The sequence below is a fragment of the Streptomyces sp. NPDC004561 genome, from assembly GCF_053602155.1.
This window is the reverse complement of sequence record NZ_JBSGDB010000012.1, coordinates 20,554-47,306: the sequence shown is the minus strand read 5'-3', so window position 1 is coordinate 47,306 and position 26,753 is coordinate 20,554. Positions and strand designations below refer to the sequence as shown.

24 protein-coding genes and 1 pseudogene are annotated in these 26,753 nt (G+C 67.7%); 5 read left to right on the top strand and 20 right to left on the bottom strand.

The annotated features are described in order from the left end of the window. Positions 1 to 339, bottom strand: a 339-nt coding sequence (locus ACWEN3_RS03170; protein WP_452964984.1) for a winged helix-turn-helix domain-containing protein, incomplete at its 3' end; no start/stop codon positions are given. Here ACWEN3_RS03170 and ACWEN3_RS03165 point away from each other — a divergent pair. Continuing rightward, on the top strand, positions 302 to 1,213 hold the full coding sequence (locus ACWEN3_RS03165) for a DMT family transporter (RefSeq protein ID WP_452964972.1): 912 nt from the start codon (positions 302 to 304) through the stop codon (positions 1,211 to 1,213). The genes ACWEN3_RS03170 and ACWEN3_RS03165 overlap by 38 nt on opposite strands. Before the next feature lie 19 nt (positions 1,214 to 1,232). Further along, on the top strand, positions 1,233 to 1,430 hold the full coding sequence (locus ACWEN3_RS03160) for a DUF1918 domain-containing protein (protein WP_452964969.1): 198 nt from the start codon (positions 1,233 to 1,235) through the stop codon (positions 1,428 to 1,430). A gap of 132 nt (positions 1,431 to 1,562) precedes the next feature. Here the strand turns inward: ACWEN3_RS03160 and ACWEN3_RS03155 are convergent, their stop codons facing one another. Next, on the bottom strand, positions 1,563 to 2,861 hold the full coding sequence (locus ACWEN3_RS03155; RefSeq protein ID WP_452964982.1) for a glycoside hydrolase family 10 protein: 1,299 nt from the start codon (positions 2,859 to 2,861) through the stop codon (positions 1,563 to 1,565). A gap of 177 nt (positions 2,862 to 3,038) precedes the next feature. Between ACWEN3_RS03155 and ACWEN3_RS03150 the strand changes: the two genes are divergently transcribed. Next, positions 3,039 to 3,896, top strand: coding sequence for a 3-hydroxybutyryl-CoA dehydrogenase (locus ACWEN3_RS03150; protein WP_452964966.1), 858 nt, complete (start codon positions 3,039 to 3,041; stop codon positions 3,894 to 3,896). A 312-nt stretch (positions 3,897 to 4,208) separates the two neighbouring features. Here ACWEN3_RS03150 and ACWEN3_RS03145 read toward each other — a convergent pair. From ACWEN3_RS03145 to ACWEN3_RS03060, 18 genes and pseudogenes are all read right to left on the bottom strand, one after another. Further along, positions 4,209 to 4,647: pseudogene (locus ACWEN3_RS03145) on the bottom strand (transposase family protein); the annotation flags it as partial. A gap of 156 nt (positions 4,648 to 4,803) precedes the next feature. Beyond that, the gene (locus ACWEN3_RS03140; RefSeq protein WP_452964963.1) at positions 4,804 to 5,241 is read right to left on the bottom strand and encodes a hypothetical protein; all 438 of its coding nucleotides are present in this window, start codon (positions 5,239 to 5,241) and stop codon (positions 4,804 to 4,806) included. A 259-nt stretch (positions 5,242 to 5,500) separates the two neighbouring features. Continuing rightward, positions 5,501 to 6,427: a tetratricopeptide repeat protein gene (locus tag ACWEN3_RS03135; RefSeq protein ID WP_452964961.1), complete on the bottom strand. Its 927-nt coding sequence runs from the start codon at positions 6,425 to 6,427 to the stop codon at positions 5,501 to 5,503. A gap of 177 nt (positions 6,428 to 6,604) precedes the next feature. Further along, positions 6,605 to 7,093: a hypothetical protein gene (locus ACWEN3_RS03130; protein WP_452964959.1), complete on the bottom strand. Its 489-nt coding sequence runs from the start codon at positions 7,091 to 7,093 to the stop codon at positions 6,605 to 6,607. A gap of 7 nt (positions 7,094 to 7,100) precedes the next feature. Further along, complete coding sequence (locus tag ACWEN3_RS03125; RefSeq protein WP_452964979.1) at positions 7,101 to 9,203, bottom strand: PrsW family glutamic-type intramembrane protease; 2,103 nt, start codon at positions 9,201 to 9,203, stop codon at positions 7,101 to 7,103. A 421-nt stretch (positions 9,204 to 9,624) separates the two neighbouring features. Beyond that, positions 9,625 to 10,875 carry an erythromycin esterase family protein gene (locus tag ACWEN3_RS03120; protein WP_452964956.1) on the bottom strand — a complete coding sequence of 417 codons (1,251 nt, stop codon included), beginning with the start codon at positions 10,873 to 10,875 and terminating at the stop codon, positions 9,625 to 9,627. A 45-nt stretch (positions 10,876 to 10,920) separates the two neighbouring features. Then, positions 10,921 to 11,898, bottom strand: a complete 978-nt coding sequence (locus ACWEN3_RS03115) for an LLM class flavin-dependent oxidoreductase (RefSeq protein ID WP_452964953.1) — start codon at positions 11,896 to 11,898, stop codon at positions 10,921 to 10,923. Between the two features lie 10 nt (positions 11,899 to 11,908). After that, positions 11,909 to 13,693 carry an ABC transporter ATP-binding protein gene (locus ACWEN3_RS03110; protein ID WP_452964951.1) on the bottom strand — a complete coding sequence of 595 codons (1,785 nt, stop codon included), beginning with the start codon at positions 13,691 to 13,693 and terminating at the stop codon, positions 11,909 to 11,911. Beyond that, positions 13,690 to 16,749, bottom strand: coding sequence for a lantibiotic dehydratase (locus ACWEN3_RS03105; RefSeq protein WP_452964949.1), 3,060 nt, complete (start codon positions 16,747 to 16,749; stop codon positions 13,690 to 13,692). The genes ACWEN3_RS03110 and ACWEN3_RS03105 overlap by 4 nt, the downstream gene beginning before the upstream one ends. A gap of 5 nt (positions 16,750 to 16,754) precedes the next feature. After that, entirely contained in the window at positions 16,755 to 18,092 is a 1,338-nt protein-coding gene (locus ACWEN3_RS03100; RefSeq protein WP_452964946.1) for a lanthionine synthetase C family protein, read from the bottom strand. Positions 18,093 to 18,209: 117 nt separating this feature from the next. Continuing rightward, the gene (locus ACWEN3_RS03095) at positions 18,210 to 18,404 is read right to left on the bottom strand and encodes an FDLD family class I lanthipeptide (RefSeq protein ID WP_069777648.1); all 195 of its coding nucleotides are present in this window, start codon (positions 18,402 to 18,404) and stop codon (positions 18,210 to 18,212) included. 68 nt (positions 18,405 to 18,472) lie between these two features. Continuing rightward, complete coding sequence (locus ACWEN3_RS03090) at positions 18,473 to 18,760, bottom strand: response regulator transcription factor (RefSeq protein ID WP_452964944.1); 288 nt, start codon at positions 18,758 to 18,760, stop codon at positions 18,473 to 18,475. Beyond that, a complete protein-coding gene (locus ACWEN3_RS03085; RefSeq protein WP_452964942.1) occupies positions 18,753 to 20,507 on the bottom strand; it encodes an ABC transporter ATP-binding protein in 1,755 nt (584 codons plus the stop codon). Before ACWEN3_RS03085 ends, ACWEN3_RS03090 begins: the two co-directional genes overlap by 8 nt. Then, positions 20,485 to 20,943: a lasso peptide biosynthesis B2 protein gene (locus ACWEN3_RS03080; protein WP_452964939.1), complete on the bottom strand. Its 459-nt coding sequence runs from the start codon at positions 20,941 to 20,943 to the stop codon at positions 20,485 to 20,487. Before ACWEN3_RS03080 ends, ACWEN3_RS03085 begins: the two co-directional genes overlap by 23 nt. Beyond that, positions 20,940 to 21,191 (bottom strand): lasso peptide biosynthesis PqqD family chaperone, encoded by a 252-nt coding sequence (locus ACWEN3_RS03075; RefSeq protein WP_208035481.1) that lies wholly within the window; start codon positions 21,189 to 21,191, stop codon positions 20,940 to 20,942. The genes ACWEN3_RS03080 and ACWEN3_RS03075 overlap by 4 nt, the downstream gene beginning before the upstream one ends. 22 nt (positions 21,192 to 21,213) lie before the next feature. Further along, positions 21,214 to 22,908, bottom strand: coding sequence for an asparagine synthase-related protein (locus ACWEN3_RS03070; RefSeq protein ID WP_452964937.1), 1,695 nt, complete (start codon positions 22,906 to 22,908; stop codon positions 21,214 to 21,216). Positions 22,909 to 23,032: 124 nt separating this feature from the next. Beyond that, complete coding sequence (locus tag ACWEN3_RS03065) at positions 23,033 to 23,152, bottom strand: keywimysin-related RiPP (RefSeq protein WP_227025760.1); 120 nt, start codon at positions 23,150 to 23,152, stop codon at positions 23,033 to 23,035. Positions 23,153 to 23,448: 296 nt separating this feature from the next. Beyond that, positions 23,449 to 23,958, bottom strand: coding sequence for a GntR family transcriptional regulator (locus tag ACWEN3_RS03060; RefSeq protein ID WP_452964934.1), 510 nt, complete (start codon positions 23,956 to 23,958; stop codon positions 23,449 to 23,451). Positions 23,959 to 25,127: 1,169 nt separating this feature from the next. Between ACWEN3_RS03060 and ACWEN3_RS03055 the strand changes: the two genes are divergently transcribed. Both ACWEN3_RS03055 and ACWEN3_RS03050 read left to right on the top strand, forming a co-directional pair. Further along, positions 25,128 to 26,045: a hypothetical protein gene (locus ACWEN3_RS03055; protein ID WP_452964931.1), complete on the top strand. Its 918-nt coding sequence runs from the start codon at positions 25,128 to 25,130 to the stop codon at positions 26,043 to 26,045. Between the two features lie 171 nt (positions 26,046 to 26,216). Then, positions 26,217 to 26,750 carry a hypothetical protein gene (locus ACWEN3_RS03050; RefSeq protein ID WP_452964929.1) on the top strand — a complete coding sequence of 178 codons (534 nt, stop codon included), beginning with the start codon at positions 26,217 to 26,219 and terminating at the stop codon, positions 26,748 to 26,750. Positions 26,751 to 26,753 lie beyond the last annotated feature (3 nt).

Here is a 26,753-nt window from a genome sequence, read left to right as displayed (position 1 = left end):
GTCCACCGTGCGCGGTACGTGGTCGGCGGCGCCGTCGGCGCTCAGCGCCACCTCCTGCCAGGAGGTGTCCGCGGCCGGCGCCTGGGTGGTGCGCGGCCGGGCCCGGAAGGCACCGGCGCCGGGCCGGGTGACGACCAGCCCCTCGGCGGCCAGCTGGGCCAGGGCCCGCGAGACCGTCACCGGACTGACCCGGAACCGCTCGACCAGCGCCCGGCTCGATGGCAGCTTTCCTCCAGGAGAGTAGCGGTCGAGGTCCCGTCGAAGCTGTTCTGCCAGTTCGCCCACACTGCTACGCTGGTTCATGAGAGCACAGAGTAGCGCTACTACCGCTACCCCGATAGCAGTCACCACCCCGCGGGAGCGGCACGGACTCGGCACCGGGCTGGCCGCCCTCGGCGTCGCCTCCTTCTCCCTGACCTTCCCGGCCACCGCCTGGGGCCTGGAGGGCTTCGGTCCCTGGTCGCTGGTGGCCGTGCGCAGCGTCCTCGCGGCGCTCGTGGCGGGCGGCTGTCTGCTGGCGCTGCGGGTACGGCTGCCCGAGCGGCGCCATCTGCCGGGGCTGGCCGTCGTCGCGGCCGGCGTGGTGCTGGGCTTCCCGATGCTGACCACGCTCGCCCTCCAGACCTCCACCACCGCGCACGCGGCCGTCGTGGTCGGGCTGCTGCCGCTGACCACGGCCGTGTTCTCGGCTCTGCGCACGGGCCACCGCCCCTCCCGCCGGTTCTGGCTCGCGGCGGTGGCGGGCGCGGCGGCGGTACTGGCATTCACGATCGGGCAGAGCGGCGGCGCGCTCACGGCGGCCGACGGCTACCTGTTCGCGGCGCTGCTGGTGTGCGCCGCCGGGTACACCGAGGGCGGCCGGCTGGCGCGGGTGATGCCGGGCTGGCAGGTGATCGGCTGGGCGCTGGTGCTGTGCCTGCCGCTCGGCGTGCCGGCCGCCGCGCTGGCGCTGACGCACGAGCCCGTGCACCTGACCTGGCACGGCGTCGTCGGCGTGCTGTGGGTGGCGCTCGGCTCCCAGTTCCTCGGCCTGGTCGTCTGGTACCGGGGCATGGCGGTCATCGGCGTCCCCCGGGCCAGCCAGTTGCAGTTGGCCCAGCCGCTGCTCACACTGGTGTGGTCGGCGCTGCTGCTGGGCGAGCACTTCACGGCGGCCGCTCCCCTGACCGCCGTCGCCGTGCTCGTGTGCATCGCCGTCACGCAGCGGTCGTGATCGTGAGGAGGGCCTGCAGATGCGCGCATCCAAGGGGGACCACCTGGTCCAGCACGGCAGGGTGGTCGGCCAGCACGACCAGGTCAGCGAGGTCGTCGAAGTGATGGGCCAGGAGGGCAACCCGCCCTACCGGGTCCGCTTCCAGGACGGGCACGAGGCGATCATGTCGCCGGGACCCGACTGCCAGGTCAAGCACAAGGACGAGCAACAGCACTAGGGCCTGTCCGGCGGGTCAGGCCGCAGAGGACAAGACCGCGCCCCATCGGCGCGGGTGAGCGGGGGCCGGTGCGTCCGGCTGGGCGTGCCGGCCCCCGCGTCCGCGACGGGACCCCGCCGGACGGGCCCCGGCTCACCTCGGTGGCTTCGCCGGTCGCTCGTAGTGGTCGGCGACCACGCGTGCCATCGCCCCGATGGGATCCGTCGCCACCTCCTGGGCGGCGAAGAACACATGGCCGCGCACCTGCGGCCGCCGGGCGGCGAGCGTGAGGTGCCGGGACAGCTCGACCGGGTCCTGCCAGGCCGAGGGCTCCTGGGCGCCCCCCGCCCGGTACAGGGCCTCGCCGATGTAGAGGTCGGTCCCCGTGCCCTGGGCGACCGACGCCCACCAGTCGACCAGCGTCGCGTAGTCGGCGCCGTCGGCGCCGATCTGCCAGTACAGCTGCGGCACGATGTAGTCGATCCAGTGCTCGCGCACCCATCTGCGGGTGTCCGCGTAGAGGTCGTCGTAGGTCTGCACGCCCGCGTCGGTCTCGGAGCCGTGGGCGTCGGTCGAGGCGTTGCGCCACACCCCGAAGGGGCTGATCCCGAACCGGGTGCCGGGCCGGACCCGGGCGATGCCCGCGGCCATCTCCTTCACCAGCTGGTCGACGTTGTGCCGCCGCCAGGCGTCCCGGCCGGTGAAGTCGCCGCCGTGGCGGTCGTAGGCGTCGTCGTCGCCGAAGGCCTGCCCGGCCTCCGGGTAGGGGTAGAAGTAGTCGTCGAAGTGGACCGCGTCGACGGGATAGCGGGCGACCGCGTCGAGCATGGCCCGCTGGACGAAGGCACGGACCTCGGGCAGGCCGGGGTTGTAGTAGAGCCTGCCGCCGTAGGGCACCACCCAGTCGGGGTGCCTGCGGGCCGGGTGGGAGGCGGCGAGGCGGCCCGGGTCGGTGTGGTTCGCGATCCGGTACGGGTTGAACCAGGCGTGCAGCTGCATGCCCCGCGCATGCGCCTCGCGCACGGCCGTGCCCAGCGGGTCCCAGCCGGGATCACCGCCCTGGGTGCCGGTGAGGAACTGGGACCAGGGCTCGTACGGCGACGGCCACAGGGCGTCGGCGGTGGGCCGCACCTGGAGGATCACTGTGTTCAGCCGGTCGCGGGCCGCCTTGTCGAGGAGGGCGGTCAGCTCCTTGCGCTGCGCGGCGGCGCTCAGACCGGGGCGCGAGGGCCAGTCCCGGTTCTCGACGGTCGCCATCCAGACGCCCCGCATCTCGGTGGCCGCGCGGGCGCCGTGCGCTCCGGGGCCGGCCGTCCCGCGGGCCGCGCGCTCGCCCGGCGTCCGGCCCGCCCCGTGGGCCCCGCTCGCCGGCGCCGGCGCCGGTGCCGCCGTCGCGCACGCGGCCGTGCCCAGGGTCGACAGCGCCGCCAGGGTGAAGGCCCGCCGTGACATGCGTCCCATCCGACCACCCCATACGCTCCGGATCCGCTCCGTCACGGATCGTCACGGGCCTTAGGATGCCCCCACCCGCACGATCGATCATCGATACTTGGCGGTAACGTGCACGAACGGAGCAGGCGCCGAACCCGGAGGTCTGCCGAGAGCCGGAGAACCAGCGAAGGGGACGATGTGACCGACATCGAGCGCGTCGGAGTCGTGGGCTGCGGCCAGATGGGCGCGGGCATCGCCGAGGTGTGCGCCCGCGCGGGACTGGACGTGAAGGTCGCCGAGACCACCGGCGAGGCCCTGGAGATCGGCCGTACCCGGCTGCTCAACTCCCTGGCCAAGGCCGCCGAGCGCGGCAAGATCACCGAGGAGGAACGGGACGCCACGCAGGCGCGCCTCACCTTCACCACCGACCTCGGCGAGTTCGCCGACCGGGACCTCGTGATCGAGGCGGTCGTGGAGAGCGAGCCGGTGAAGACCGAGATCTTCCAGGTCCTGGACCAGGTGGTAACCAGGCCGGACGCGATCCTGGCCTCCAACACCTCCTCCATCCCGCTGGTGAAGCTGGCGGTGGCGACCTCCCGCCCCGACCATGTCGTCGGCATCCACTTCTTCAACCCCGCCCCGGTGCAGCAGCTGGTCGAGCTGATCCCGGCGCTCACCACCTCCGAGGGCACGCTCAGCCGCGCCCAGGGCTTCGCCGAGAAGGTGCTCGGCAAGCACGCCATCCGCGCCCAGGACCGCTCCGGGTTCGTGGTGAACGCGCTGCTCGTGCCCTACCTGCTCTCGGCGATCCGGATGTTCGAGTCCGGCATCGCGAGCCGCGAGGACATCGACAACGGCATGGAGATGGGCTGCGCCCACCCGATGGGCCCGCTGAAGCTGTCCGACCTGATCGGCCTGGACACCATCGTCTCCATCGCCAACTCGATGTACGCCGAGTACAAGGAGCCGCTGTACGCCGCTCCCCCGCTGCTGCAGCGCATGGTCGAGGCGGGCCGGCTGGGCCGGAAGACCGGGTCGGGGTTCTACACGTACTAGCGAGTGCGGCGACGCCGCCAAGTGGCGCTGCTCCAGGGCGAGTTCACCCGGACCAGTGCCCACGACGGCGCTGCCGTGGGGTGACTCTCGGGGCGCCCGCGAGGTCCTCATCCGCTCCTCCTCGCTCAGCCCATGTGGACTGCGCGGGGACACGGCCTGGGTGAGCGGCGTCGACCGACATCAAACAGGCTCTGACCTGGGGCTTTGCGTCTTTCGAAGCTGTCAGGGTCTTTCCCGCTTACTCAGCGGAAAATCCCTGGGAAGTCCCTGGTTCGGAGCGGCCTGCCGAGCGCTTGCAGGGCCCCGCACGGGTGCGCGGTCGGCGAGGATGGGAACGCCCTGGCGTTCGCAGATCCGGATGATAAGTGCGAGCGGCGGTCAGGTCGTGTGCACGACCAGGCAGTGCGGGTGAGATCCACAGCAGCCGCCCGGCCGGGTCGGTCGCCACCTGCACGTTTACCGCATGTCGGCGGTGCTTGTGGGAGAAGTCGGCCCGGCTGTCGCCGACCCGGTCGCACTCTGCGAGGGTGCCATCCAGAAGGACGTAGTCCGGGTCCGCCTCACGCAGGGCGCGCAGCAGGCTGGGGGCGCGGTCGGCGAGCAGGTCGACGACGGCGCTCGTGTAAGCGTGGGCGGTGCCGACGGAGATGCCGAACCCGGCAGCGAGCTGGGCGAGGGGGTCGTGGCGGCGCAGGTACACCAGGCCGACCAGGGCGTGCGGCAGGTCGAGTGCGGCAGAATACGGAACCAACGCGGCTCCTGTGCCTCTGGGTTGAGACTTCGAACACCTCCCCAACGGCACGGGAGCCTCGTGCGCTGTGATGCCCCCGCCCTGGGTGACCGTGGGAAGGGCACGCCCTCCGCTGATCGGCCCGGTCCAGGCTGTCGGGAGCGCCATTCACGCTCCTCAGCCCTGCGGTGGTGTATGAACGCCGGGACCGGCTGGCGGCAGAGACGCGGTGCCGAGGGAGACTCCGGAGAAGTCCCTGCCTTGCAGCGTTGCACCGTTGAAAGTGCCGCCGCTGATCGTGTTAGTCACGTCGCCGTCGCCCGCACGTACCGACTTCGCCGTCTCGTGCCAGTGCTGCAGACCGACGCGGAAGTCCGCATCCATGGCGGCCCGCACCGCCAACACCGTGCTGAGTGCCTGGGCACACGCCGGATCAGCTGGCGCCCGCTCCAGCCTTGCCAATTCCGCCTCCCCCGAACTCACTGCAGATACGTCCACAGCGCCGAGACCCCGCTGGAACGGGCGCCGCACCAGTTCGCTTAGCCCCGTCCACACCTGCTTGCCGATCTCACCGCCAGCTCCACCCGCCAACGCTGCCAACAGGCCAACCGACACCGGATCCACCCTGCACCGCCTTCCGTTCTTACCGATACAGCAGAAGTAGACGCGCTACGAAGAGCTGTGGTTCCTCGTAGACCAACCAGATAATTTCCGACCGAACTTCCGTTGCGCCCGGAGAAGCCCCCAATGCACGACACAACGACACACAAACAACATCTTCCGTCACAAGTGATAGAGGAGTCCAACAGCAAGCATGGAACTTCACCACTGAGCCTAAAAACCCGGGAACCAGTTGGAAATTGGAAGACAATTATTACTGAGAACTCAGACCCTGCAGTGCCGTACTGAGGTTGATCGCTGCCATATACTCGCGATTGTGGTCTCCAATCTCGCGGAATACGGCAGCAGCAGCGAGGTTAACGGCGGCTTCGTCGAACCGCCGAACAGACCTGAGAGCGAATCCGCGGTTGGCTAGCGCTACCGCCTCACAAGCCGCATCACCAAATTCTCGCAGAGTAACAACGACGGGGGTGAGGACAGCAATCGCTTCATTAAAATATTTCAGCTCAACCAGGGAGGCACCAACGCTTGCTCGTGCCAAGGCTTCCTTGTGAATGTCTCCAGACGTGTGGAATATTTCCGCTGCAGCCTTGTGTGCATCCAGCGCCTCTTCAAATTTTCGCGAGTCCTGGAGGACCTCACCAGTCTCTGCCAGCGCAATGCCCTCGCGATAAGAGTCACCGATCTCGTGGAATATGGAGGCAGCTTCTCTTTGAATATCAACGGATTCCTCGAAGCGGTGTGCCTGTCTCATAATTGAGCCGAGGACAGTCAGAGCCCGACCTTCAAGCAGGCGATCATCCACGTCGCGACCGATAGCGACAGCTGCGGAAAGCACTTCGATGGCATCGTCAATGCGGTTCACGTGACCCAAGCTCTCACCAAGGATGCTTAGCGCTGAGCCTTCACGGTGACGTTCACCCGTCTCCCGAAAAATGACCGTGCCAATAGTGAGCGCATTGATGGCGTCCGCAAACTGACCAAGCTTCGCCCAGGTTTCCCCAAGTCCGAGAAGAGCCACACCTTCGCGTCTGCGGTCGCCGATCCTTCGAGCACGGGATACAGCGGCAGCTAGGGCCTCGATGGCCTCTGCGTGCCGACGCGTCGAGCTCAAAGCCAGCCCGAGGTTAGTCAGCATCACAACCTCACTTTGGGGAGATACCCCTGACAGCTTGGTCATGGATAACTTGGAACCGACAGCTGGGAGCGGGCCGGCAGAGGCCGACCGTGCCGCTACCGCACTTGCTCATGAACACCCGTCAGCATCCAGGGCACTTGTGGCCATCGTTTCGTCCACGGCGGCGACACCACTGGTTGCCGGGAGGCACGTCGTCCTTCAACTTGCCGTCCGTCAGGGTCAAGCACGGTCGCGGCGGATCAATGCTTCATAGGCGCCGAAGTTGGGAACCGGCTCCCAGTTGCCGGTGACGTCAATGCCGTGACGGCTTTCCTTGGATTCCTCACCATCGACCTCTACAGTGCGCCGGATGATGCCATCCGTGGTGAACTCGTAGGATTCCATGCGTTCCGCGTCCGCATATCCGCCTCGCTCCTGCGAATCGCCGTAGTCGTAGGAGGTTGCCGTCTCCAGGAAAAGAGAGCCGTCGATGAGGGTGAACGTGTAGTCGAGGGAGTCACGGCCGTACCCATCCATGAAAATGACCGAGGTGTACCCGGTTTCCAGGCGCATTTCCACGCGCAGCGTCGCGGCGGAGTGCTCATCAGGGGAGGCGACAGCGGTGTACAACTGGCCGGATGCGTGCCTGGCTTGCGTCTGTTCGGGCGTCAGCGGGTTCATGGGCGTCTCGGTGAGGTTGTTCCACTGCTCGCAGTAGGTCCAGATCATGACTGATTCAGCCCGCACCCTTCGGTAGTCGGTAGACGAAGCCCTGCACGTCCCGGATTATCACGTTATGGTCTGCCGCTTCCCTGAGTGCCCATTCTGGCACAGGCTGGGACTGAACCGGGACTTCCAGATAGTACTTGCCCTTCAAGGGTTTTCCGATCAACTGCGGATATTCCCTGCGCGCCTTTGGCGTGTCCGGGATCTTCGTTCCCGCCTTGTACTTCTGGTTGATCTCACGCAGATAGTTCCTGAACGTGTCCGGCTTGATCCTCCATATCTGCGTCTGCTTGCGGGATACGATCTCCTTTCCTGGTCGGTACGAGTCCAGGACTTTGCCGTTTTCGAGATACACCTCGTTCGCCGGGTAGCGCGGCCAGTTGTCCTCGTTGAACTGCCGTCCCTCGTTCCACTTGTCACGCAGCCACTGCGGGACCTCGCTGCGCTTCCCTCCGCTCGACTCGCCGGCACCGGATCCCCCTGCCCCGACCGTCATCAGCACAACACCGGCCGCACCGAGGACACCGGCATTGAGGGCGGCTTCGGCCGTGACGGCACCGGCGACTCCGCCTCCAGCGAGCGCGAGGCCTACGGGAGGGAAGAGGGCGAGCAGGGAGAGCAGGAGGAGGGCGAAGCCGAGGTAGACCAGGAACGTGTTCAGCGCGTCGAGGAGATGGAGCGTGTGGATCGCCCTGCCCCCGGGGCCCGTGCTGCCGAGCCCCCGCCACAGCAGCAGCGCACCGGTGGTCGCCGCCCCCAGCGCGGTTGCGACACGGAAGCGGTGCGCCGCCAGCAGTTCCCCCGTCGGCTGGATCGAGGCTGTTCGCCAGGTCCGTACCAGAGTGCTGAACTGGTAGGCGATCCAGGCCAGCGCCGCGATGCCGAAGCCCATGAGGATCTTCGGCCCCGGGCCGGTGCTGAAGAACCTCTGAAGGCCGGCAGTGGAGGTGAACGAACCGACACCCAGGAAAAGAACCGAGGGAAGCACGAGTACGCACGGGATCGGCAGCAGCCATCGCCGTCGAGATCGACGAGCCGCTCGGACGGCCTTCAGCAGTTTCCGTATGTCCAGCCCCTGCCAGGCACGTTGGTCGTCGGACGCGTCCATCCGGGCAGTGATCCCGGCGACGACGTGGCGGAGTTCCTCAGCGGCGTCGAGCGGCGCCGACGCGGCGGCATACAGCAATGAGCGCCGGAGCCTGACGTAGCGCAGTGCGATCAGCATGCTCCACGGCAGACGCCAGGCCGCGTACCGCAGCACTGCTCCCGCGCTGTCGCCGTCAGCCCTTTCGGCAGCAAGAAGTACGCCCGGCACGGTGCGCTTCCCGCGGTAGATCTGACGCAGGTCGACGACCATGGCGATGGCCAGGCACGCGAGCGGCGCCGTCCACTCCCTCGCGTCCAGGGTTTCAAGCCAGTGCATGGCGTGGCTGGTGGGCTTCTGGGCTGCGTAGTTGTTCACCGTGTGATGGATGACAGCGGCCGTGATCGGGAGTATCGAGAACAGACGCGTCCAACGGCGTCCGCGCCACAGAAGCCCAACCCCCAAGCCGGCCATCGCCGTCCACACCAGGTGCGAGAAGGTCTGAGTGCCGGGAGGGTCCGTCATGTCCCCTTGGCCGAACGGCGCTGGGAGCCAGGCTGTGAAGACCTGTCCCGGGCCGGGCACATAGGGCGGGGACAGACTGTCGGGGATGATCCAGCCCCCACCACGGGCCAACGCACGGGGTGCATCAAGGCCGTACCGCAGTACGGCCTCCAGCAGCCCGAACCCGCCCCCGAGAGCCGCGCCCAAAACCACGAAGTCGGTCAGCCCCCACTGGCGGCGAAGCTTCGGGCTCAACCCGACCAGCAGCAGCGGGGAGACCTTGATCAGTTCCTCCACCGGGGGAGCCACCGTGTAGCTGGTGGTGTTCACCACCGTTGCCAGCAACTGTCCTGATTGGTCCGCGTAGAGGCGGGTGTAGGCAAGCTGAACCAACGCTGTCACCACGCCGCACCCGTACACACCCACCATGAGTGCCAGCAGCACGGTCGATAATCGAACTGAACGCGTCGGCCCGGAAACGGCGAACAACTGCAGCACACCCCAGACGGCTGCCACCGCCATCATCAGTGTCACGCCAGGCCCCCGATGCGCCGAAGCAACATTTAGTTCGCGATAGTGAACGGGATGCTATTCATGTGACTGCCTCGGCGGCAAGTGAGTTGCCACGCCAGACAAGATGGCTACATGCAGTATGCAAACTTTCCCTGTGCGTAGATAGGCCCATGAAGGCGGTGCCCCGCCGCGGCCACGCCGATGAACGTCCGCGAGTACGTCTGGCGCTCGTACCGCGATTCCGGACCACAAGAGTGAGGTCCAGCCGAACAACACGATCCACCGTCGACCTGCTAGGACGCCGACGTACCAGCGCGCTTGTGCCCAGGATCAACGGCTATCTCCTGCCTCGTGGCAAGACCGTCACGCAGGAGCTGCTGTACCCGGTCACGGCTATGAATGTGGGCTGCGGTCCGGACAGCTGCGTTGGCTCTCAGCTCAGTAGCGCCGAAGGCGTCGAGCGGGCCACGTACGCCAATCCGTCGTACTCACGCATGAGCACCGTCTGAGTCATCGAGAAGCGGTACGTCACGCGTGGCACGCCGGCGCCGAAGGACCGCATGAACTGCGGGCTCTCCAGCCACTCGGCAACGGCGGGCTCGGTCCGGCCGGCCCGGAGGTCGATCAGGTGATCTCGGGAGTTGGCCGAAGCCAGTTGGGCCTCGACGGAGCGCGGACCCGCCGCGCTGATGGTGTGCTTCCTGGGCGGTCGTGTCGCGGAGTTTCCGGGACGCGCGCGGAAGGCGCCCTCGCCGAACAGCAGGCCCAGGGCGTAGTACCGCTCACTGTAGTGATCCCTGAGGTGATGTCCCATGGCGGGAATGTTTCGGGCGTAACAATCGGTGCAGACATGGCCGTTGTGAGCCCAGACGGCCACCTTGCCGACAGTCCCCTCCTCCAGAGAAATCACTTCCTGGGCCATGTGGCGGTCCCGGGCGGCCAGCGCGCCCATCTCCTCGCCTTCGCCCCGCGGCGGCCGGGAGGCCACGTCAGCCGCGGCCACGATCCGGCGCGCATGCCTGAGTGCCTGATCGACGGCCGTGTCCCCGATGTGCGAGGCAAGCCGCGGACGCTCTTCCTGGAGGAATCGCTCCAGGTCACGTGCCTCGGCAAGGAGCTGGGGGCGCTGGGCCACGAGTGATCCGGTCCTGGCCTCAGCCAGTGCGCCGAGCAGGCCGCCGGTGATGTCCGCCCGTTCCGGTGCCACCGTACGCAGCACGGCCGCCAGTGCCGCCAGGGAGGGGCCGCATCGCTGAGGGTCGATGCCCACGAATCGTACGGCCCGGTCCTCGGGGACCGTTCGATTGTGGTCGCGCATCCACTCGACGACGTCGAGCATTTCCCGGGTCCGCCACGTCCAGAAGCCGAGGCCGACCACTGCGTCGACGGCATCACCGATTCCATGCAGCACGTAGTCGTCGACCGCCTGGGCAGCGGAGGCGCTGGCCTCCATGGCCAGAGCCGTGAACCCCATCTCCTCGACGAGGAACCGCAGTAACAGGTGTTTGAGACGGAAGAACTCGGCGGTCCCGTGCGTCGCTTCTCCCATCCCCAGGACACGTACGTCGCGCAGAACCTTGCGCAGTGGCTCCAGGTCACCGTAGCCCGGGTCCGATGCCTCGGAGTGCAGGCCTTTCAATGGCAAGGCGTTCTCTTTCAGCCATCGTTGCACTTCCTCGGTCATCGCTATTCCCTTTCGCGTCACCTCTCGGCACGGTGAGCCTAGCCTTTATGCGATCACGCCCGAACGGACCGCACGCATTTCGGCCGAGAGTTCCGCCACGTCCTCCAGGGCCGATTTCCAGCCATGCGCGAGACCTACGCCTGCGCAGTTGAGGACCACTTCGTCCACGCCCGCTCGGGCGTATTCGGCCAGTGCGCCGGCCACTTCCCGTGGAGTTCCGTACACGAAGGTTCCCGAGTCGACCAAGGCACGTGCGTTGAGATAGGGCTGTGATGGGTGCACCCGCAGCCCTGCGCGCCTGAGCATGTCCGTGTAGTGCGGGGCGCCCAGGTGGGTGTGGGCGGCTGCGTAGGCGAGTTGGCGGGGATCGCGCCCGTGGCGGGCGACCGCGACATGTACGACGGTGACCAGGCGCGGGGTCGGGCGGCTCGCCGCCCGGGCACCGCGCCGGAGAGCCGGCACCACATCACGTGCCAGGTATCCTGGCGGCGTCATCCAGGTGATCGCCACGTCGGCAGTCTCGCCCGCCAGGCGGGCGAGCGTGGAGCGGAGGACTCCAAGGCCGATATCCACACCGGGATGACCGAGATCCGGTAGGTCCGATGCCTGCCGACCGGCCTCTGGCACCTTGTGCCTCTGCTCGGTGAGGAATCCGCGCACCTGCCGGAGATAGTCGGCACACGCGGCTTTCGGGCTGTCGTACGGCTTGCCGCGCAGACTCGCCACGAAGTCGGGGGATCCCGGGCCCATTCCCAGCGTCACCCGCCTGCCGGTCAGACGGGCCAGGGACCGGGCGTGCGCCGCTGCTTCCATGGGGTGGCGTAAAGGCATCAGGGTGACGGCCGTGCCGAACGGGATTCGGAATCCCATGCCCGCGAGGTAGGCGAACATCTGATGGGTTTCGATGGTGACGGACTGGCCCTGCCACAACCGCGGCATGTCCTCGCTCCTGACGAGTTCCGCGAAGGGAACCGCGTCGGAGGGGTCCGTGGGCATGACCGGAAAGATGAGCGATGTGTCCATGAACTGGCCTTCACTGAGAGGCGGGTTCGCCGAGATATCCCGCTGCCTGCAGGTTGAACAGATGGGCGTACATTCCGTCGGCGCTCAGCAGGTCCTCGTGACTCCCTTCCTCGACCACCCTGCCCTGATCAAGGACCACGATCCGGTCGGCGATGCGCACCGTGGCGAACCGGTGGGCGATGATGAGGGAGGTGGCGTCCCTCGCGATGTCACGAAGCCGGCCGAAGATCTCGGACTCAGCCTCCGCGTCGATAGCCGACGTGGGTTCGTCAAGTACGACCACCGGGGCCCTCCTCATGAAGGCCCGGCTCAGAGCCACCTTCTGCCATTGACCGCCTGACAGTTGCCGACCCTCCTCGAAGTGCCGGCCGAGCATGGTGTCGTACCGGTCCGGAAGGGCGGACACCACGGTGTCGACTCCTCCGGCTACGGCTGCGGCCCGGATGCGCTCGTCGTCGTCCATCGCCTCGATGCGGCCGAAGCCGATGTTGTCGCGGACGGACATCTCGTAGCGGATGAAGTCCTGGAAGATGACGCCGATGTGCCGCTGGAGGTCGTCGACGTCGTATTCCTCGATCGGCACGTCGTCGATCAGGATCCGCCCGCCCGTCGGCTCGTAGAGCCGGGTCAGCAGTTTGACGATGCTCGTCTTCCCGGCGCCGTTCTGCCCCACGAGCGCCACGCACTCCCCGGCCGGCAGGAGCAGGTCGACACCGTCTAGGACGAGCCGGTCGGTGCCGGGGTACACGAATCTGACGTCCCGGAACTCGATTCCCTTGCGCAGCTTCGCCGGGAACGGCCTGTTCCCACCGGTGATCCGGCGCTCGGGCAGGTCCAGGAACGCGAAGAGGTTGCCGAGGAAGAGCGTGTCCTTGTAGAGCGAGGCGATCCCCAGGAGCAGTCCGTGGGCCGACACCTGGATGGCGCCCATGGACTGGAGGTATCCCGCGAGGCGGCCCACCTGTCCGCCGTCTGCGGCCGATCCGATCGCCCACAGCAGCGCCCCGGAGGAGGCGAGGACGCTCAGCAGGCCCAGCAAGCCCACGATGCCGGACTGGCGGCGGGCCAGTTGCCGGTCGACCCGGAAGAAGTCGTGGACCAGTCTGCGGTACCGCTCGACGAGGTACGGTCCGAGTTGGAACAGGCGCACTTCCTTGAAGGTGTGATCCGTCGTGGTCAGGTACTGGTAGTAGTACATCCGCCGGCGGTCTGCTGCACGCGCGTACTCGATGGCGTACGCCTTGTTCGTGTAGATCATGTGCGCGGCCACGGACGGGACCGGTGACACCAGGATGAACAGGGCCACCCACGGTGACCAGGTGAACAGCACTGCGCCGACCGAGACGACGGTGACCAGCTCGCGGGTGACGGTGAGCATTTCGGAGAACAGCTGGTAAATGCGTCCCCCGTTGCTTTCCTGGAAGGCGCGTTGCAGCTTGTCGTAGGAGTCGGCGTTCTCGTACTGCTCCAGGTCGAGCCGGGTGCCCTTGACCATCACCTGTTCACCGATCTTGGTGGTGAGTTCCAGGCGGAGCAGGGAGTCGAGGTACTGGCCCCACACGTCCAGCAGGTGCCCGGCGACCGCGATCAGCAGCAGGACGACACCCGCCTGCAGAGCCTGCCGTCCGGCCCCCTCGTTGCCGCCGGCAGCCTGCGCCACCGACTGCACCGCGCTCGCCGTGAGCCCGACCTGCACGCCGGGGATCGCGGCCGACAGCACCGAGGCAACGGCGAAGGCGGTGACCTTCCGAGCGCTCATCTTCCAGAAGAGCCGCAGCACGCGGAGCCAGATCACCTGGCCTCCTCGGCAGCGAGGCGGCCCCGGAGGGCACGCAAGGTGTGCCGCAGCAGCCCGTAGCAGCGTTCCTCACGGGCCAGATCGACCGGCAGGAGGCGGTTGATCTGCATGTGCGCAAGGCTGCCGAGGAGATGGGCGGGCGGCACCGCGAGACGGCCGTGCTCGGCGGCCTTGCGGACCGCTGCGGATGCCGCACGGACCGCAGGCTCCTGGGGCGCGAGGGCCGCCGCGATCTGCATGCGGTGTGCACGGCCCTCCTCATGGGTGGACCGGTCCCAGGGCAACAGCAGTTCGCAGAGGTAGGCGCGAGCCTTCCTGAATTCGTCGCGCGTGGCGTTGTCGTCCGGGTGGCCGGGGAGGAGGTCCATGCGCTCGGCGAGCGGGACGCCCCAGTGACGGTGGAGGGTGTCCACCGCGGCCACGGCCATGTGCTCGTCCACCAGTTGCGGCAGGTCCGCGCGGGCCGCTATCAGATGGGCGGTGGTGTCACTATTGGCCTCGAACAGACGTTCGATCGACTCGAAGGTGTCGGGGCCGCCGTAGCGCATGGTCTCCGGGCAGTAGCTGTCCATGGTGACGTCCTGGGCGAGACCGGCGTCCACCAGGCTCCTGCCCCAGGCGGCGAGTCGCCCCAGGACCGACGGCCGTTCGCTGCGCACTCTGATGCGAAGGTGCGGGCGCGGATCGGCGTACCGGATGTAGAACCAGCGGTCCACTGCGTCCTCTGCGCGCAGCTCCGCGATGAGTTCCCGCAGTGGACCGGCGATGATCTCGTCGTGGCGTTCGAAGGCGGCGTACAGCTTGACGTACGACCACTCGCTGCCCGGCGGGTACCGCCGTGAGGGGATCTCCACCGGCGCCCCGGCCGGGTGCCGGGCGATGGTCTCGGCCCGGGCGGCCATGACGGGGACGACGATCTCTTCGGTGTACCGCCGTCCGAGGTCGTCGGTCAGCCAGTGATGCTCGAAGTCGGGCAGCATCTCGTGGAGCAGCACCGTTCCACCGCCCGCGCGGCCGATCTCCTCCCGCAGTTCTCCGATGCAGCGGGGGTGGTCGAGGTCGAGCAGCAGCCGGTTGTCGAGGTCGACGAGATGCACGTACCGCGGCACGCGCCACCGCTCGCGCCATGCCGCGAGGTCCTCCAGGCCATGTCCGTCCAGCCGCCATTCAGCCGGCCGGAGCACCACCTTGCCGCGGGTCACCCGGGGTAGGAAGGTCGCGTTCGACACAGGTCCCCAATGGAATCCGCCGGGCAGCACGTACCCGTCGTGCGAGGCCTCCAGCAGGAAGCGGGCAACGTTCGGGGCGGCGAGGGGGCTGAGCATGTGGTGTTGCGTCACGACGATCTCGCGCTCCAGCCGCCGCGACCAGAGGTGGAACCGCCGGTCGTCGGCGCCCACCAGGATGTCGTCCAACGGCAGTACGCGGTCGGCCGGCACGGAGGGACTGGTGTTGATGGGTATCTCGTACGTCCCCAGGTCCGGGTGCGCGGCGACGTTCCCGGCCCGGCCGTACGTGGGGAGGTAGGCCACCTCGGCGTACGCCACGTGCGGTTGAAGTTTCTGCTCCCACCGGGCGAGGTCGCGCAGCTGGTCCGCCAGCCGGTCGCCGAGCAGGTCGAAGAAGCGCCCGAAGGTGCGTCCGCCGTGGGCGAGGCAGTCGGCTCGGAGGACGCCCCGCCACTCGCCCCGGTCGACGGCCTGCCGGTCGGTGGCCTCGATCTGCAGGTAGAGGTCCACCGCGGGAAGCAACGGTCCCACGGTCGCCGCCGGGGCAAGGCGGTCCAGCCAGGCGTCGGTGAGTTCCGCTTCCACCATCCCCTCGCGCCAGGCCTGGTGCGCGAATTCGACGACGGCCCTGTCGTAGGAGGAGGTGTCCTCGGGGTCGGTGGCACTGTCGAGCCGGCCAGCCGTGCGGGTCGGCTCCGTGTAGGACTCGGGTGCGTCCAGACCCTGGTCCGGACCGAGCAGGTCCAGAACCGGCACGCGCACGCCGTGGCCGTACCGTTCGAGGAACTCCTCCCGGTACCGGCTCAGATGTGCGTTGGTGGCACCCGTGGCCGCGCTCAGACGCATGAGGACGTCCACCGCGTCAGCCGCCGCCTCGCCCACAGACCGATTGAGCTCGTCGGACCGCAGGCCGATGGCGGAGTCCAGTTGGTACGTCTGTCCCGCGTAACCCGGTACGAGCTTCTCCTGTGCCACTCGCAACCGGGCGAGCGAGGCAGAGTCGTCTGCGTGCCGAACCAGCTCGACGACCTCGCACAGTCGTTCGGCCACCTCTGCCGCCTGCGGGATTCCGGCAAGCCCGTCGAGCAGGTACTGCTCCGGCTGGGCGGTCGTCTGCGGCGGGCGAAGGTCGCTGGTGAGGAAGTTCAGGTCCCACAACCGCTGGAGAAGGTCCTCCTTCTGCGGACCGGTCGCCTCGGGGAATGCGGCCGTTAGCGCGTCGATGAGCTCGGGGTAGGTAACGGGGGTGGCGGCGGCGTCCAGGACGGTGTGCACGGCGGGGGTTGCCCGGACGCGCACCGACGTGCGGTCGCTGTTCCCGTAGACGTCGGCGTGTGGCAGGACCACCCGGTCACCGGAGACATGGGCTGTCGCGTTGCGGACGATTCTGAGGCTCCGCCAGATCTCCTGGTCGTCCTCTAGTCGTTTGATGCAGGCGAGGATCCATGCCATGTCCGCGCGCACCCGGGTGCTGCTGATCACGGGGGTCTCCAACCGGGCGGTGGTACGTCCGGAGAAGGTCCCGGCGGCGACGCCCGAGAACGCCCCGAACGGTGTGGGCCGGGTCGACATCCGGGTGACATAGCGCCACAGCCGTGAGTGGACGCGCGCCACACTCTTAGGGGACATCCGCTCCAGCTGTGTGAGGCCCTCCGCCAGGCCCTCGCTGGCGACGAAGATCGCCCGCCGGACCTCGGGGTCGTCAGCCAGCCGTAGCAGAGCGTCGGACGTGTGATCAGGATCGCTCATGAACGCGCGGAACGTCTCCGCGGGCAGCGCGGGAGAGCGCAGGAGGTAGAAGTCGGCGGGTACGTACCGGGACATGAACATCACCTTGCGAAGAAGGCCCGGAACCAGGCCGGACGGTCGTCGTTCAGGGCAGCGAGGATCGCGAGGCCGACTCCGGCGGCTCCGCACAGCAGGCCCGGGTCGTCCACCAGGTGTCCGGGCAGTTGGTGATCCGCGAACACCGCCGGTCGTGCCTCGTCGGCATGCTCGAGCAGCCGGTCGAGCAGGACGGGGATCCGTTCGAGGGCGAGGCCGCTGAAGGGTGCGAAGGCACGGCACATCATCAACAGGCCGGCCTGTCCGTGACACAGGGTCGGCGACAGCGGTCCGGCCTGCGCAGCCCGCCGCAGGACGGCCTCGAACGCGGTGACAGCCGTAGTCAGTAGGCCGTTGTCACCGGTGCTGCGCGAGATGTCGAGCAGGGCCGAGGCAACACCGGCCGTGCCGTAACACCAGGCGATCTGGTCGTGGCCGTACAGGCGGGGCTGTTCGTTGCCGTCCACGTCGACCGCCACGCCGTCATGCCACAGCGGACCGAACTCGTCGGCGGCCTGATGAGCGAGTATCCAGGCGGTGAAGGTGGTGACGGCCGTGTCGAGTCCCGGGTGTCGGTGGCCGGACGCAGCAGCCGCAGCCAGCGCCGCGGCGATTCCGGGCACGCCGTGCGAGAAGCCGAGGTTCAGGTACCCGTGCGGATACCTGTCGCGGTCGTTCCCGACGGGTGTGTAGACGTCGGGGACCAGCAGCCAGCGGTGCGGAGTGTTCCGGGTCTGCGCAGGCTCGCTCAGCCACACCAGGTAGTCGAGGAGCCGGCCCACAGCCTCCCGGACGGCGGGGCTAGGGTTCTCGATGGAGACGAGGTAGGCGAGGACCCCCGCCGCTCCGCTGATCCAGTCATAGTCGGCGTCGGTGACCGCGCGCTCCACGACCGGGTAGTCGGTGTCGAGCACCTGGGCGGCGAGTTGCTCGTGCACCCGGCGCAGGCTCGGCAGGAAGCGTGGCTCGTCGTGGGCGCAGTCGGCCAGTGCCAGGGCCAGTCCGCTGGTGCCACCAAAGATCCCGGGAACCTCCAGTGGTACGACGCGGGTGCCGAGCACGGCTTCCCGGATGTGCTCGAAGGCGGTGTCCCGGTCGCCGAGTCCCGCGCGGGCGGTGTACAGGTGCAACAGGGCTGTTCCGGCCTGGCCGTGGCTGAGGCTCGGCGGGTACCAGCCCACCGGGTACGCCGACTGTTCCGCAGCGGTCAGGGCCAGTTCGGTCACCTGGCCGGTGGTCGAGGTCCGTTCGGCGACCAGGCGGACCGCGCGGTGTGCGCGTTCGATGAGCGTGTCCTCCTCGCCCCGAGCCGGCCAGCCGGCTGATTCCCGGTTCTCACGCATGTCCATCCCTCGTGTCGCGGCCGCTCGGCTGTCGCAGTGGAAACGGGTGTTGCCGTGCTGAGCCCACGGCAACACCCGTTGTCGAAGGTGAGCCCGATCAGAGCGGGCTCATCCGGTTCAGTGCGAGTGCTCCTTCGGGCAGATGCCCGAGGTGCACACGGTCGTGCAGACGTAGGTGCAGTTGGCCTTGCAGGTCACCCGGGTGCAGACCGCGCGGGTGAGGAGCGAGGAGATGGATGCCGGCGCCCTGTCCAGGCCGGCGGTGGACGGCGAGGTAACCCGGACGTCCAGATCGAATGCGTTGCCGGACATGCGTTTTCCTTTCACGTGACAATTCCGTCGGATTACGGAATGACGCAGAGTCGACCTCTGCTTGATTCCTATTCTGCTCGTCGGCCACACCGGCAGACATTGTCGTTCGCGACAGTATTGCGAGAAACATACGACGCCAGACAGAGGCTCAAACGGGAGTTTAGTTCCAACTTCTCAGCTATCGCCGAAAGATGCGCGCGCACGGTTCGTTCAGTCAAATGAAGACGTTTCGCCATACTCTCGTTCGACAGACCTTCCGCCATCATGGAAAAAACCTCCGACTCCCGTGGAGTGAGGCGGTCCAGTCGCTGCAGGGCAGCCTTCCAGTGGGGTTCGTGTCCAGGGACCTCACGCATGTGCGGATTTCTCCGACTGGAGCAGGTGGCTTTCGACCAGCTGCTGATAGGTCCGGTCTCTGGCGAGCAGTTCCTCATGTGTTCCGATGGAACTGACCCGCCCGCCGTCCATGACAACGATCCGTCGCGCCGAGCGGACCGTCGACAGCCGGTGGGCGATGACCAACAGGGAGCAGCGCTCGGAGACCCTCAGCAGGGCCTCGGCGATTTCCGCCTCGCTGACGGTGTCGAGGTGCGAGGTGGGCTCGTCCAGCACCAGCAGGTCGGGCTCGGCGAGCAGGGCGCGGGCGATGGCCACGCGCTGGCGCTCGCCGCCCGACAGCCGCAGCCCTCGTTCGCCCACCTCGCTGTCGAGCCCGTCCGGCAGGCGTCGCAGGAGTGCGTCGAGGCCAACCGTGTCGAGCACGTCGCGGATCGCGTCCTCGGATGCTTCCGGTTCGGCGTACGTGAGGTTGTGGCGCAGGGAACCATAGAGCAGCGGTGTGTGCTGTTCCACCAGCGCCACATGCCGTCGGTAGCCGCGGTGTTCCAACTTCCTGAGGTCGGTGCCCCGGAAGAGCACCGCTCCGTCATCCGGGTCGTAGAAGCGCTCGATGAGGGAGGTGACCGTGGTCTTGCCCGCGCCGGACCTGCCCACCATCGCGAGGTAGCCGTACTCCGGGATCTGGAGCGACACCCCACTCAGGACCTGGCGGTCCCCGTACGAGAAGGAGACGTCCACCAGTTCGAGCAGGGGGCCCAGCCCTCGGGTTGGGGCCTCGGCGGGGTCTGAAGTGGACTCCACGGGCAGTCTCAGGGCTTCCTGAATGCGTTTCAGTGACCCGAGGCCGCGCTGAATGAGGGCGACGGCACTGAACAGGCCGGCCAGCGGCATCACCAGATAGGTCGCGTAGAGCAGGAAGGCGACGAGTGCGCTGATCGTCATGTCGCCGTTCGAGACTCGTACCGCGCCGATGAGCAGCACGAGAAGGAACGATCCGTTGACCGCGACCTCCATCACCGGTCCCACGAGTGAACCCAGACGGGCCGATCGCACCCCACTCGTGAAGGCGGCCTCGGCGGCCGCGCCGATGCGTCGGGCTTCGCGGAGTTCCGCCCGGCAGGCGCGCACGGTGCGGATGTTGCCCAACGCCCGTTCGAGATCGGCTGTCATGGTGCCGACGTCCGTGAGGGACTGCTCGGTGGTCCCGCGGATCCCGGTCATGACACCGGCGACGACGACAGCTGCTGCGGCGATCGTGGCGATGACGACGCCGAACATGACGGGGTCGAGCCACAACATCAGTCCACCCGTACCGACGGCCGTGAGCGCCACGGTGACGAGTTGGACGAAGCTGCCCGCCACCATGTCGCGCAGCACGGTCGTGTCCGTGCCCACGCGGGAGAGCAGGTCACCGGTCCGGTGGCGGTCGAAGTCTCCAATGCGGGCGAGCAGCAGCCGGCTCGCCAGAGTCTTGCGCAGCCGCAGGACCACCCCCTCGCCAGCCACGTCGAGCAGGAACTGGCCCAGGCCCTCGATGCATGCCTGAGCGGCGAACAGCCCGGCGAGCAGCAGTGCCGGGCCGGCCAGCGGCTCGCCGGTCCCCACCCGGTCGATCAGCCGCATCGTGAGCAGCGGCTGTAACAGCCCGAGCACCGTGCCCACGACCGTCAGAGCGAGCGCCCAGGCGACCGTCGTCCGCCGCTCCAAGAGCAGCGCGAACAGGTCGCGGTAACCGACGCTTTCACCCGCAGCCGTGCCGGCCATCGGGCCCCTCCTTCGCATCGTGTGGTGCCACGCTGAACAGCACCCGGAAGTAGCCCACGGGGACGTCCTCCCCCACCATGCGGCTGTCGCTCTCCACCCAGGCGTGCGCGGCGAACGGCGGGGCCGTACGGATGCCGACGCACCACGTTGGCCAGACACCGCGGGCCCGGCACAGCAGCGCGGTCGCGATCGACCGCTGCAGGCACCCTTCGCGTCCCGCGCACAGCAGGCTGACGGTGGTGACCGCGTCCCGCGCGGCCTGTACCTGCTCGAAGCGGGCTGGTTGTGCCCCTCGTGCGAGGGCGGTCAGCAGTCGGCGGATGCGCTCCGGTGACAGGCGTGTGAGCGGCTTGGCCGTCCCCACGGCCAGGCGCGCGGCCAGCCGCGCACGCCAGGGGACGGCTGACGGGGGACGCAGGACGGTCTGGAAGCTCACCGGTCCACCAGCCCCGCCTCGACCAGGGCCGCGACGAGCGCCTCGGCGTCGGAGCGTGCTCGTTCCGCACCGACCTCGAACTCGTCGGTGAGCCGGGTGGTGACGGAGTCGATGTCGCCGCCTGAGGTCAGTTCGTCCAGCGCCAAACTGCCCGTCGGGTTCAGTTCCCAGTACCTCCCGGTGCGTCCGTCCAGCAGAACCTTCCCGTAGTCGGTCTCCACCAGTGACACGTCGGCTCTCAGCCGCATCGTTTCCCCCTTCGGACGGCGCTCAGACGGTGCGCAGCCATATCTCGCACGCCAGCGTGGAATCGAGACCTGCGTAACGGAGTTCGGGCGAGGACGGCTTCAGCGTGGTCGCGAGGAGTCTGTCCGCGTCGACCAGCCCCAGCCGGGCGAGACGGGAGTCGTGCCACAGCTCCGCGATCCGGGCCCGGTTTTCCCTCAGGCCGTTGGCCGCGTCGACGGACGCCTCACCCTTGGTCTCGCGCTTGAGCACCTCGGAAGGCACCACGCCCCGCATCGCGGCCTTGAGAAGGGGCTTGTACAGCCAGGGTGAGGAGCGGTCCTCGGGCTGTACCGACCAGCAGGCCTCGATCACGTGGTCGTCGAAGAACGGGCTGGCCATCGGCAGGCCGCCCTGCTCGGACACCTGGTGGAGGACGCGGGTCACGCGTGTGCCATGGTGCAGGATGTTCAGTTCGTTGTGCTGAGCCCGGGTCCTGCCCAGGGGGGTAGCTGACTGTGCCGCCTGCCGCATTCGGCGGCGTACGGCGGCGACAGCGTCGGGCGTCGCCCAGCCGGGCATCCGGGGTGGGACGTCCCAGGCGAGGACGTCCGCACTGTGCGGCGCCGCCCGGGGAGCGGTGAGCCGGTCGGCACTGGCAGCCAGCCACTGGCCATAGGGTCTGCGGTCGCCGATCACCGACAGGGCGTCCCGCAGTGACCACCTGTTTTGCGCCCGGTATGCGCGAAGGTGACGCAGTGCGCCGAACGGCTCGGTGGCCAGCCGTTGGAGTACGTGCGCCGGGTGCCCCCACAGGACGTGATCGCCGCCCATCCCGGTGAGATGCAGTTCTGAGCCGCGGGCCGCCATCTCGTCATGACCAGCGAGTTGCCGGGGCTGGTCGAGGATGGTCGGCGTCGGCTCGTCGACCGGTCCGGTGACCTCCAGTAGTCCGCTGTAGAACAGCGGGACCTGGTCGACGGGGAGCACGAGGTGCTCCGTGTGCTCGAGGCCGGCCGCAGCCAGCTTCGCCCAGTGGACGTCGTCGTCCCCGGGGTCACGGCTCGCCATGGTGAGGGCGAGCGGTGCGGCACCGGCAGCGGCCGCCACGGCGCAGACAGCCGTGGAGTCCAGTCCTCCGGACAGGTCGGAACTGACCGTCGCCGTCGCCCTCGTGCGCACACGGACCGCCGAGTCGAGTTCCCGGCGTAGCAGTGCCGCGCCCTCCTCCAGGCCCAGCCGGGGCTCGGGGGGACTCCACCACCGCGTGCGGGAAACGTCGTCCGGGCCCGTGTCCAACTGAAAGCCCGGTGGCACAGCGTGAACGCCCCGCCACAACGGCACATCGCCGAGCGGATGGGGGACCGAGTCCAGCAGACGGACGGCGAGCAGTTCCTCGTCGAGGGGAGCGCCGACCAGCCCGGCGACGACGTCGGCGCGATTGCTCGCCACTGTCATGCCTGCGGTGTCGGCGTGGAACACCCGCCTCATCCCGGACGCGGTCCCCCGGACCCGCAACCGGCTGCCCGCCGCGACGACAATGTGGAAGTCGCCGCGCAAGGCCGCCAGGTTGCGGGCGACGGACGCGATGTCACGCTCGTGAGCGAGGCGTTGCGCGATACCGTCCTCGTCCGCGGAGCTCGACCCGATGACCGCGACCTGGAGACCGTGCCGGGTCGTCGTGACGAACGCGGAGCCCCAGGAGCCGATCAGCAGGGGCCGGCCGGAAGGATGGAGCACCCGCTTTGGGGCCTTGCTTTTTCGTTGTTCTTCGAGATGCGAGGCCACGGCGAGGCCGGCCTCACAATCAGGCAGTACCACAAACCAGCTTTCGCCGTGGCTCGACATAGTTCTCCAGAGATCGCTACCAACCCAGCGGCAGACGGACCTTGGGCTCGTGCGGACCGCGCCGCAGGAATCCGGTGTCCAGTCGGAAGTCGCCGGCAATGAACATCGCCGGCGCCTCGTAGATCTTCCGTCCCATGCTGTTCACCTCCCTTCCGTATGGAGTGGACGCGGTGCCCCGTAGGGTCTTCCGGTCGCCAGTGAATCTAGGCGCAGGCGAATGCAGCGATCAATGAAAGAACAATTCCTGTACTCTGCGTGGTCACCACGGGGATTACATCAACCATCCCTCGTGGCTACGGCCCTGCCTGGCCCTTTGCCCGTGCTCCGAGACATCGCGGACGAAGGGATCCTCGGCCAGGAGAGATGGTTTCCCTGGCATTATCGTGACCCTGCGTATTAGCTTCCTTGCCACTGTCGCGGCGGCACGGCCCGTCACGCGGCACCACGCCCGTGCGGCCTGAACGCCGTGCGGCCCGCTCCCCCACGTCGAGCCGCCGCGGCGGGCAAGGCCCCAGCCGGGCGCGGGCCTTGCGATGGCGGAATCCGGTGTATTGCAGCCACGACGGCAGCCCTCGAAATCCCGGAGACGTCGGCAAGGTTCACGACGTAGCGGAGCTGCTCCGATATCTCCGCGAGGCCCACTTTGCGCACCGAGTGCACCACAACCGCGCCACGGCCCCGGCCGAAGTCGATCAACCCTTCGGCGCGCAGCATCCGAAGCGCCCGGAGGACGGTGTTCTTGTTCGCGCCATATAACTTTCCGAGTTCGCCCGACGAAGGCAGGTACGCGCCCTGTGCATACACACCGGACACGATCTCCTGCTTGAGCTTGCGCCCTATCCGGGTGTAGAGCGCCGACCCGGCACCTGGTGTGGCGCCGGCTCCACTGTCCCTGCCAGCTGGATCGGCACTGGATGCGGGCGGATGTGGTACGGATGTCATCAGAGCGTTTCCCCCTTGTGCTTTTCCTTCAGTGCACCGGTGCGGCGCAGACTCGAAGAGTCGTCGAAGGGTTGCCGCACCACGCGTCCGCCGGAGGTCAGCCGGCGTGACGTTCGGGCATCGGCTTGACAGATTCTGGCCCTGGCAGCGGCCGCGGGGCAGGTGCCAGGCCAGGGGCGAAGTACTATCAGGCACAGGTCCAGGCATGGGGCTTGCAGGCCAGCCGTGCCGAGGAACTGCCTTCCTAGGGCCACCACGTATGGCCGCAGCGGCCGCCATGACCGTCGTCCCTGCGTGTACGAGCCCTGTCGGTAATTCTCCGGATACCCCTGCGCGTCCTGTTGAGCTGCCGGGAAATATCAGCGGTGACCTGCATGGATTCCTCAAACTGCTCAAGGAGACTGGAAGCGGTCGGAGCCCATTCGCCCCCGGGCGTGTACAGCTCCCCGATCGCCTTGCACACCACGACAATCTCCGCCATCAAGCGATTGAATTCGGCCACATCCGCCTTGGTGAAGTCGTCGTCAGTCAGTTGAAGCGCCGTCCGCACAGTTGGCGCACGCATATACGCGCCTCCGATTCAACGATTGAAAATCAAACGGATCACGGCCATGTCCGTCACGGGAAGTTGTCCATCGGACACGACGCGACTCGCCCAGGATCGTGCTAGGTCCAATAAGCAATGTCAACGATCGTTTTCGGCTAAAGGATCGTTGAAAGCATGCAGTGCGCGACGCCCTCTGGCCTTGTACACCTGGGCGTTAGACCAGACAGCGTGGCGCTGCAGGTGCTGCCTGACGTGGCGGACTCACCCACGCCCCATCCGCGGCTGTCCGGCACTTCGTAGGCAGGTCACGAGCCACGCCAACGGCGCCCGCAACACGGAATGACGGCGTGCCGCATCTGCGGAGCTGCACCAACAACGCCCGCCATGACGATGTCGAGTAGCCACGCGCTGCCTCGTGACTCCCTGCCAGCAGGAGCGGACCGATGCACAGCGATCTCATTTTCGGCGATAAATGATCGTTGAGCCTGCGACTGGAGGCATTGTAAGGTGCCATGCACAGACCAACCCAATCCACCCGTAGCCTGGGAGTGTCTCAGTGGGCTCTGCCTCACCGCTGCCGATGACGCTTGCGCGTCTCGAGGCACTGCTCAAAGAACGGGGCATGAATCGATCGCAAGTGCTCGACATCGGGGAGTTGGCAGCCAAGGCGGCGCTACCCGAAGACGCCGTCGCCGTCCTGCTCGGAGGCGGCCACATTCCGGCTGACACCGTGGCCGCCCGGGTCAGCGCACGTATCAAGGTCCTCGCTGATGCATACTTGGCGCGGACCGGAAAGCCTATGTCAGACCTGGCTGGCAGCATTTCCCGAGAACTGGGTGTTTCCTCTTTCTGGGCACGCCAGGTGTGCTCCGGCGACAAAGTACCCAGTGTTGAACTGCTGCACGGCCTGGTGGGATTCTTCGGGGTCGAGGGGGGCGAGGCGTTCTTCACCGCGCCAGCTGCTGAGGCCCTCAACCGCGTACTGCTGCCCATGCTGGCCGCGCTGCAGCAGACGTCAGGGAGGCCGGACGATGGTCCGGCCACTTCGCCGGCAGAGCGCGAAGTGGCGGTGCCCGTACCCCGGAAGGCGGACGCCGAGAACCCGCCGAGGCCTGCACAGCCGCCGTCCGCCGTCCCGGAGCTCTCGGCGAGACTGAATCGCCTTTTCGCGGTCATGCACCCCAGAGGGCGTGAGACGTACACCTCGCACGAGGTTGCCGAGACAATCACTGCGCACGGGGTCGAGATCACAGCAGCACAAGTCGAGCAGCTACGGCAAGGCACTTGGACTTCGCCGAGTCCTGAGCAACTCGATGCGCTCGCAAGCTTCTTCGGCGTACCCGTCGGCTACTTCGTCAACGACGAAGTAGCTTCTCAGGTCTCCGCGGATCTCAACCTGGTGGAGACACTGAAGTCCCAGGGCATCGGCCCCCGCCAGATCGCTCTACGGGCAGTCGCCGACTTGGACGAGGAGGCGCTTGCTGCCCTCGTCCCGGTGATCCAGCACCTGCAGCGGGCAAGCAAGAGGCAACGGATGTGAGCTGCTGGTAGGGCGGTATACGAAGATGCTCCACTGCAGCCAACTGGGTTGGGTCCGGCGGTCCATGCGGGCTTCCGCCGCTGCCGAGCGAGACAGGCGCCGCAGTGGTGAGGGGGGAGCACGAAAGTGGTCTTTGTCCAGTGGCAGTGGGCCGACCCGGGGGGAGCGGGGATGAACGACGGGGAACTGCGTCGCTACTGCGCCGATCTGGTCCGGCAACTCGACATCCCCGAGCCGTTCAACATCAATGCTCTCGTCGACCAGCTAGAGGAGCGCCGCGGACGACCCATCTCGCTCGTACCGATGCCGCTCCCTGCCGACCGAGGCCTGTGCGGCATGTGGGTCGCCACCCCCGACGTGGACTACGTCATCTACCAGGCGGAGGCCAGAAAAGCGCACCAAGGCCACATCGTCCTCCACGAGATCGGCCACATGCTCTGCGAGCACGAGTCCACCCCAGCAGAGGAGGAAGAGGTCTCCCGACTCCTTCTGCCGAACATCGACCCTGCGCTCGTGCGCACCGTCCTCGGGCGCACCTGCTACGACCGGAGCGAGGAGAAGGCTGCCGAGCTTGTTGCCTCGCTGATCCCCCTGCAGGCCACCAACGCCGCTCCCCGGCCGACGCCAAGTCTTTCGGAAGACGTGGTCAACCTCGTCAGCCACCTCGAGCGCTCCCTGGGGCGCAGTTCCACACCAAGGACATAGCCG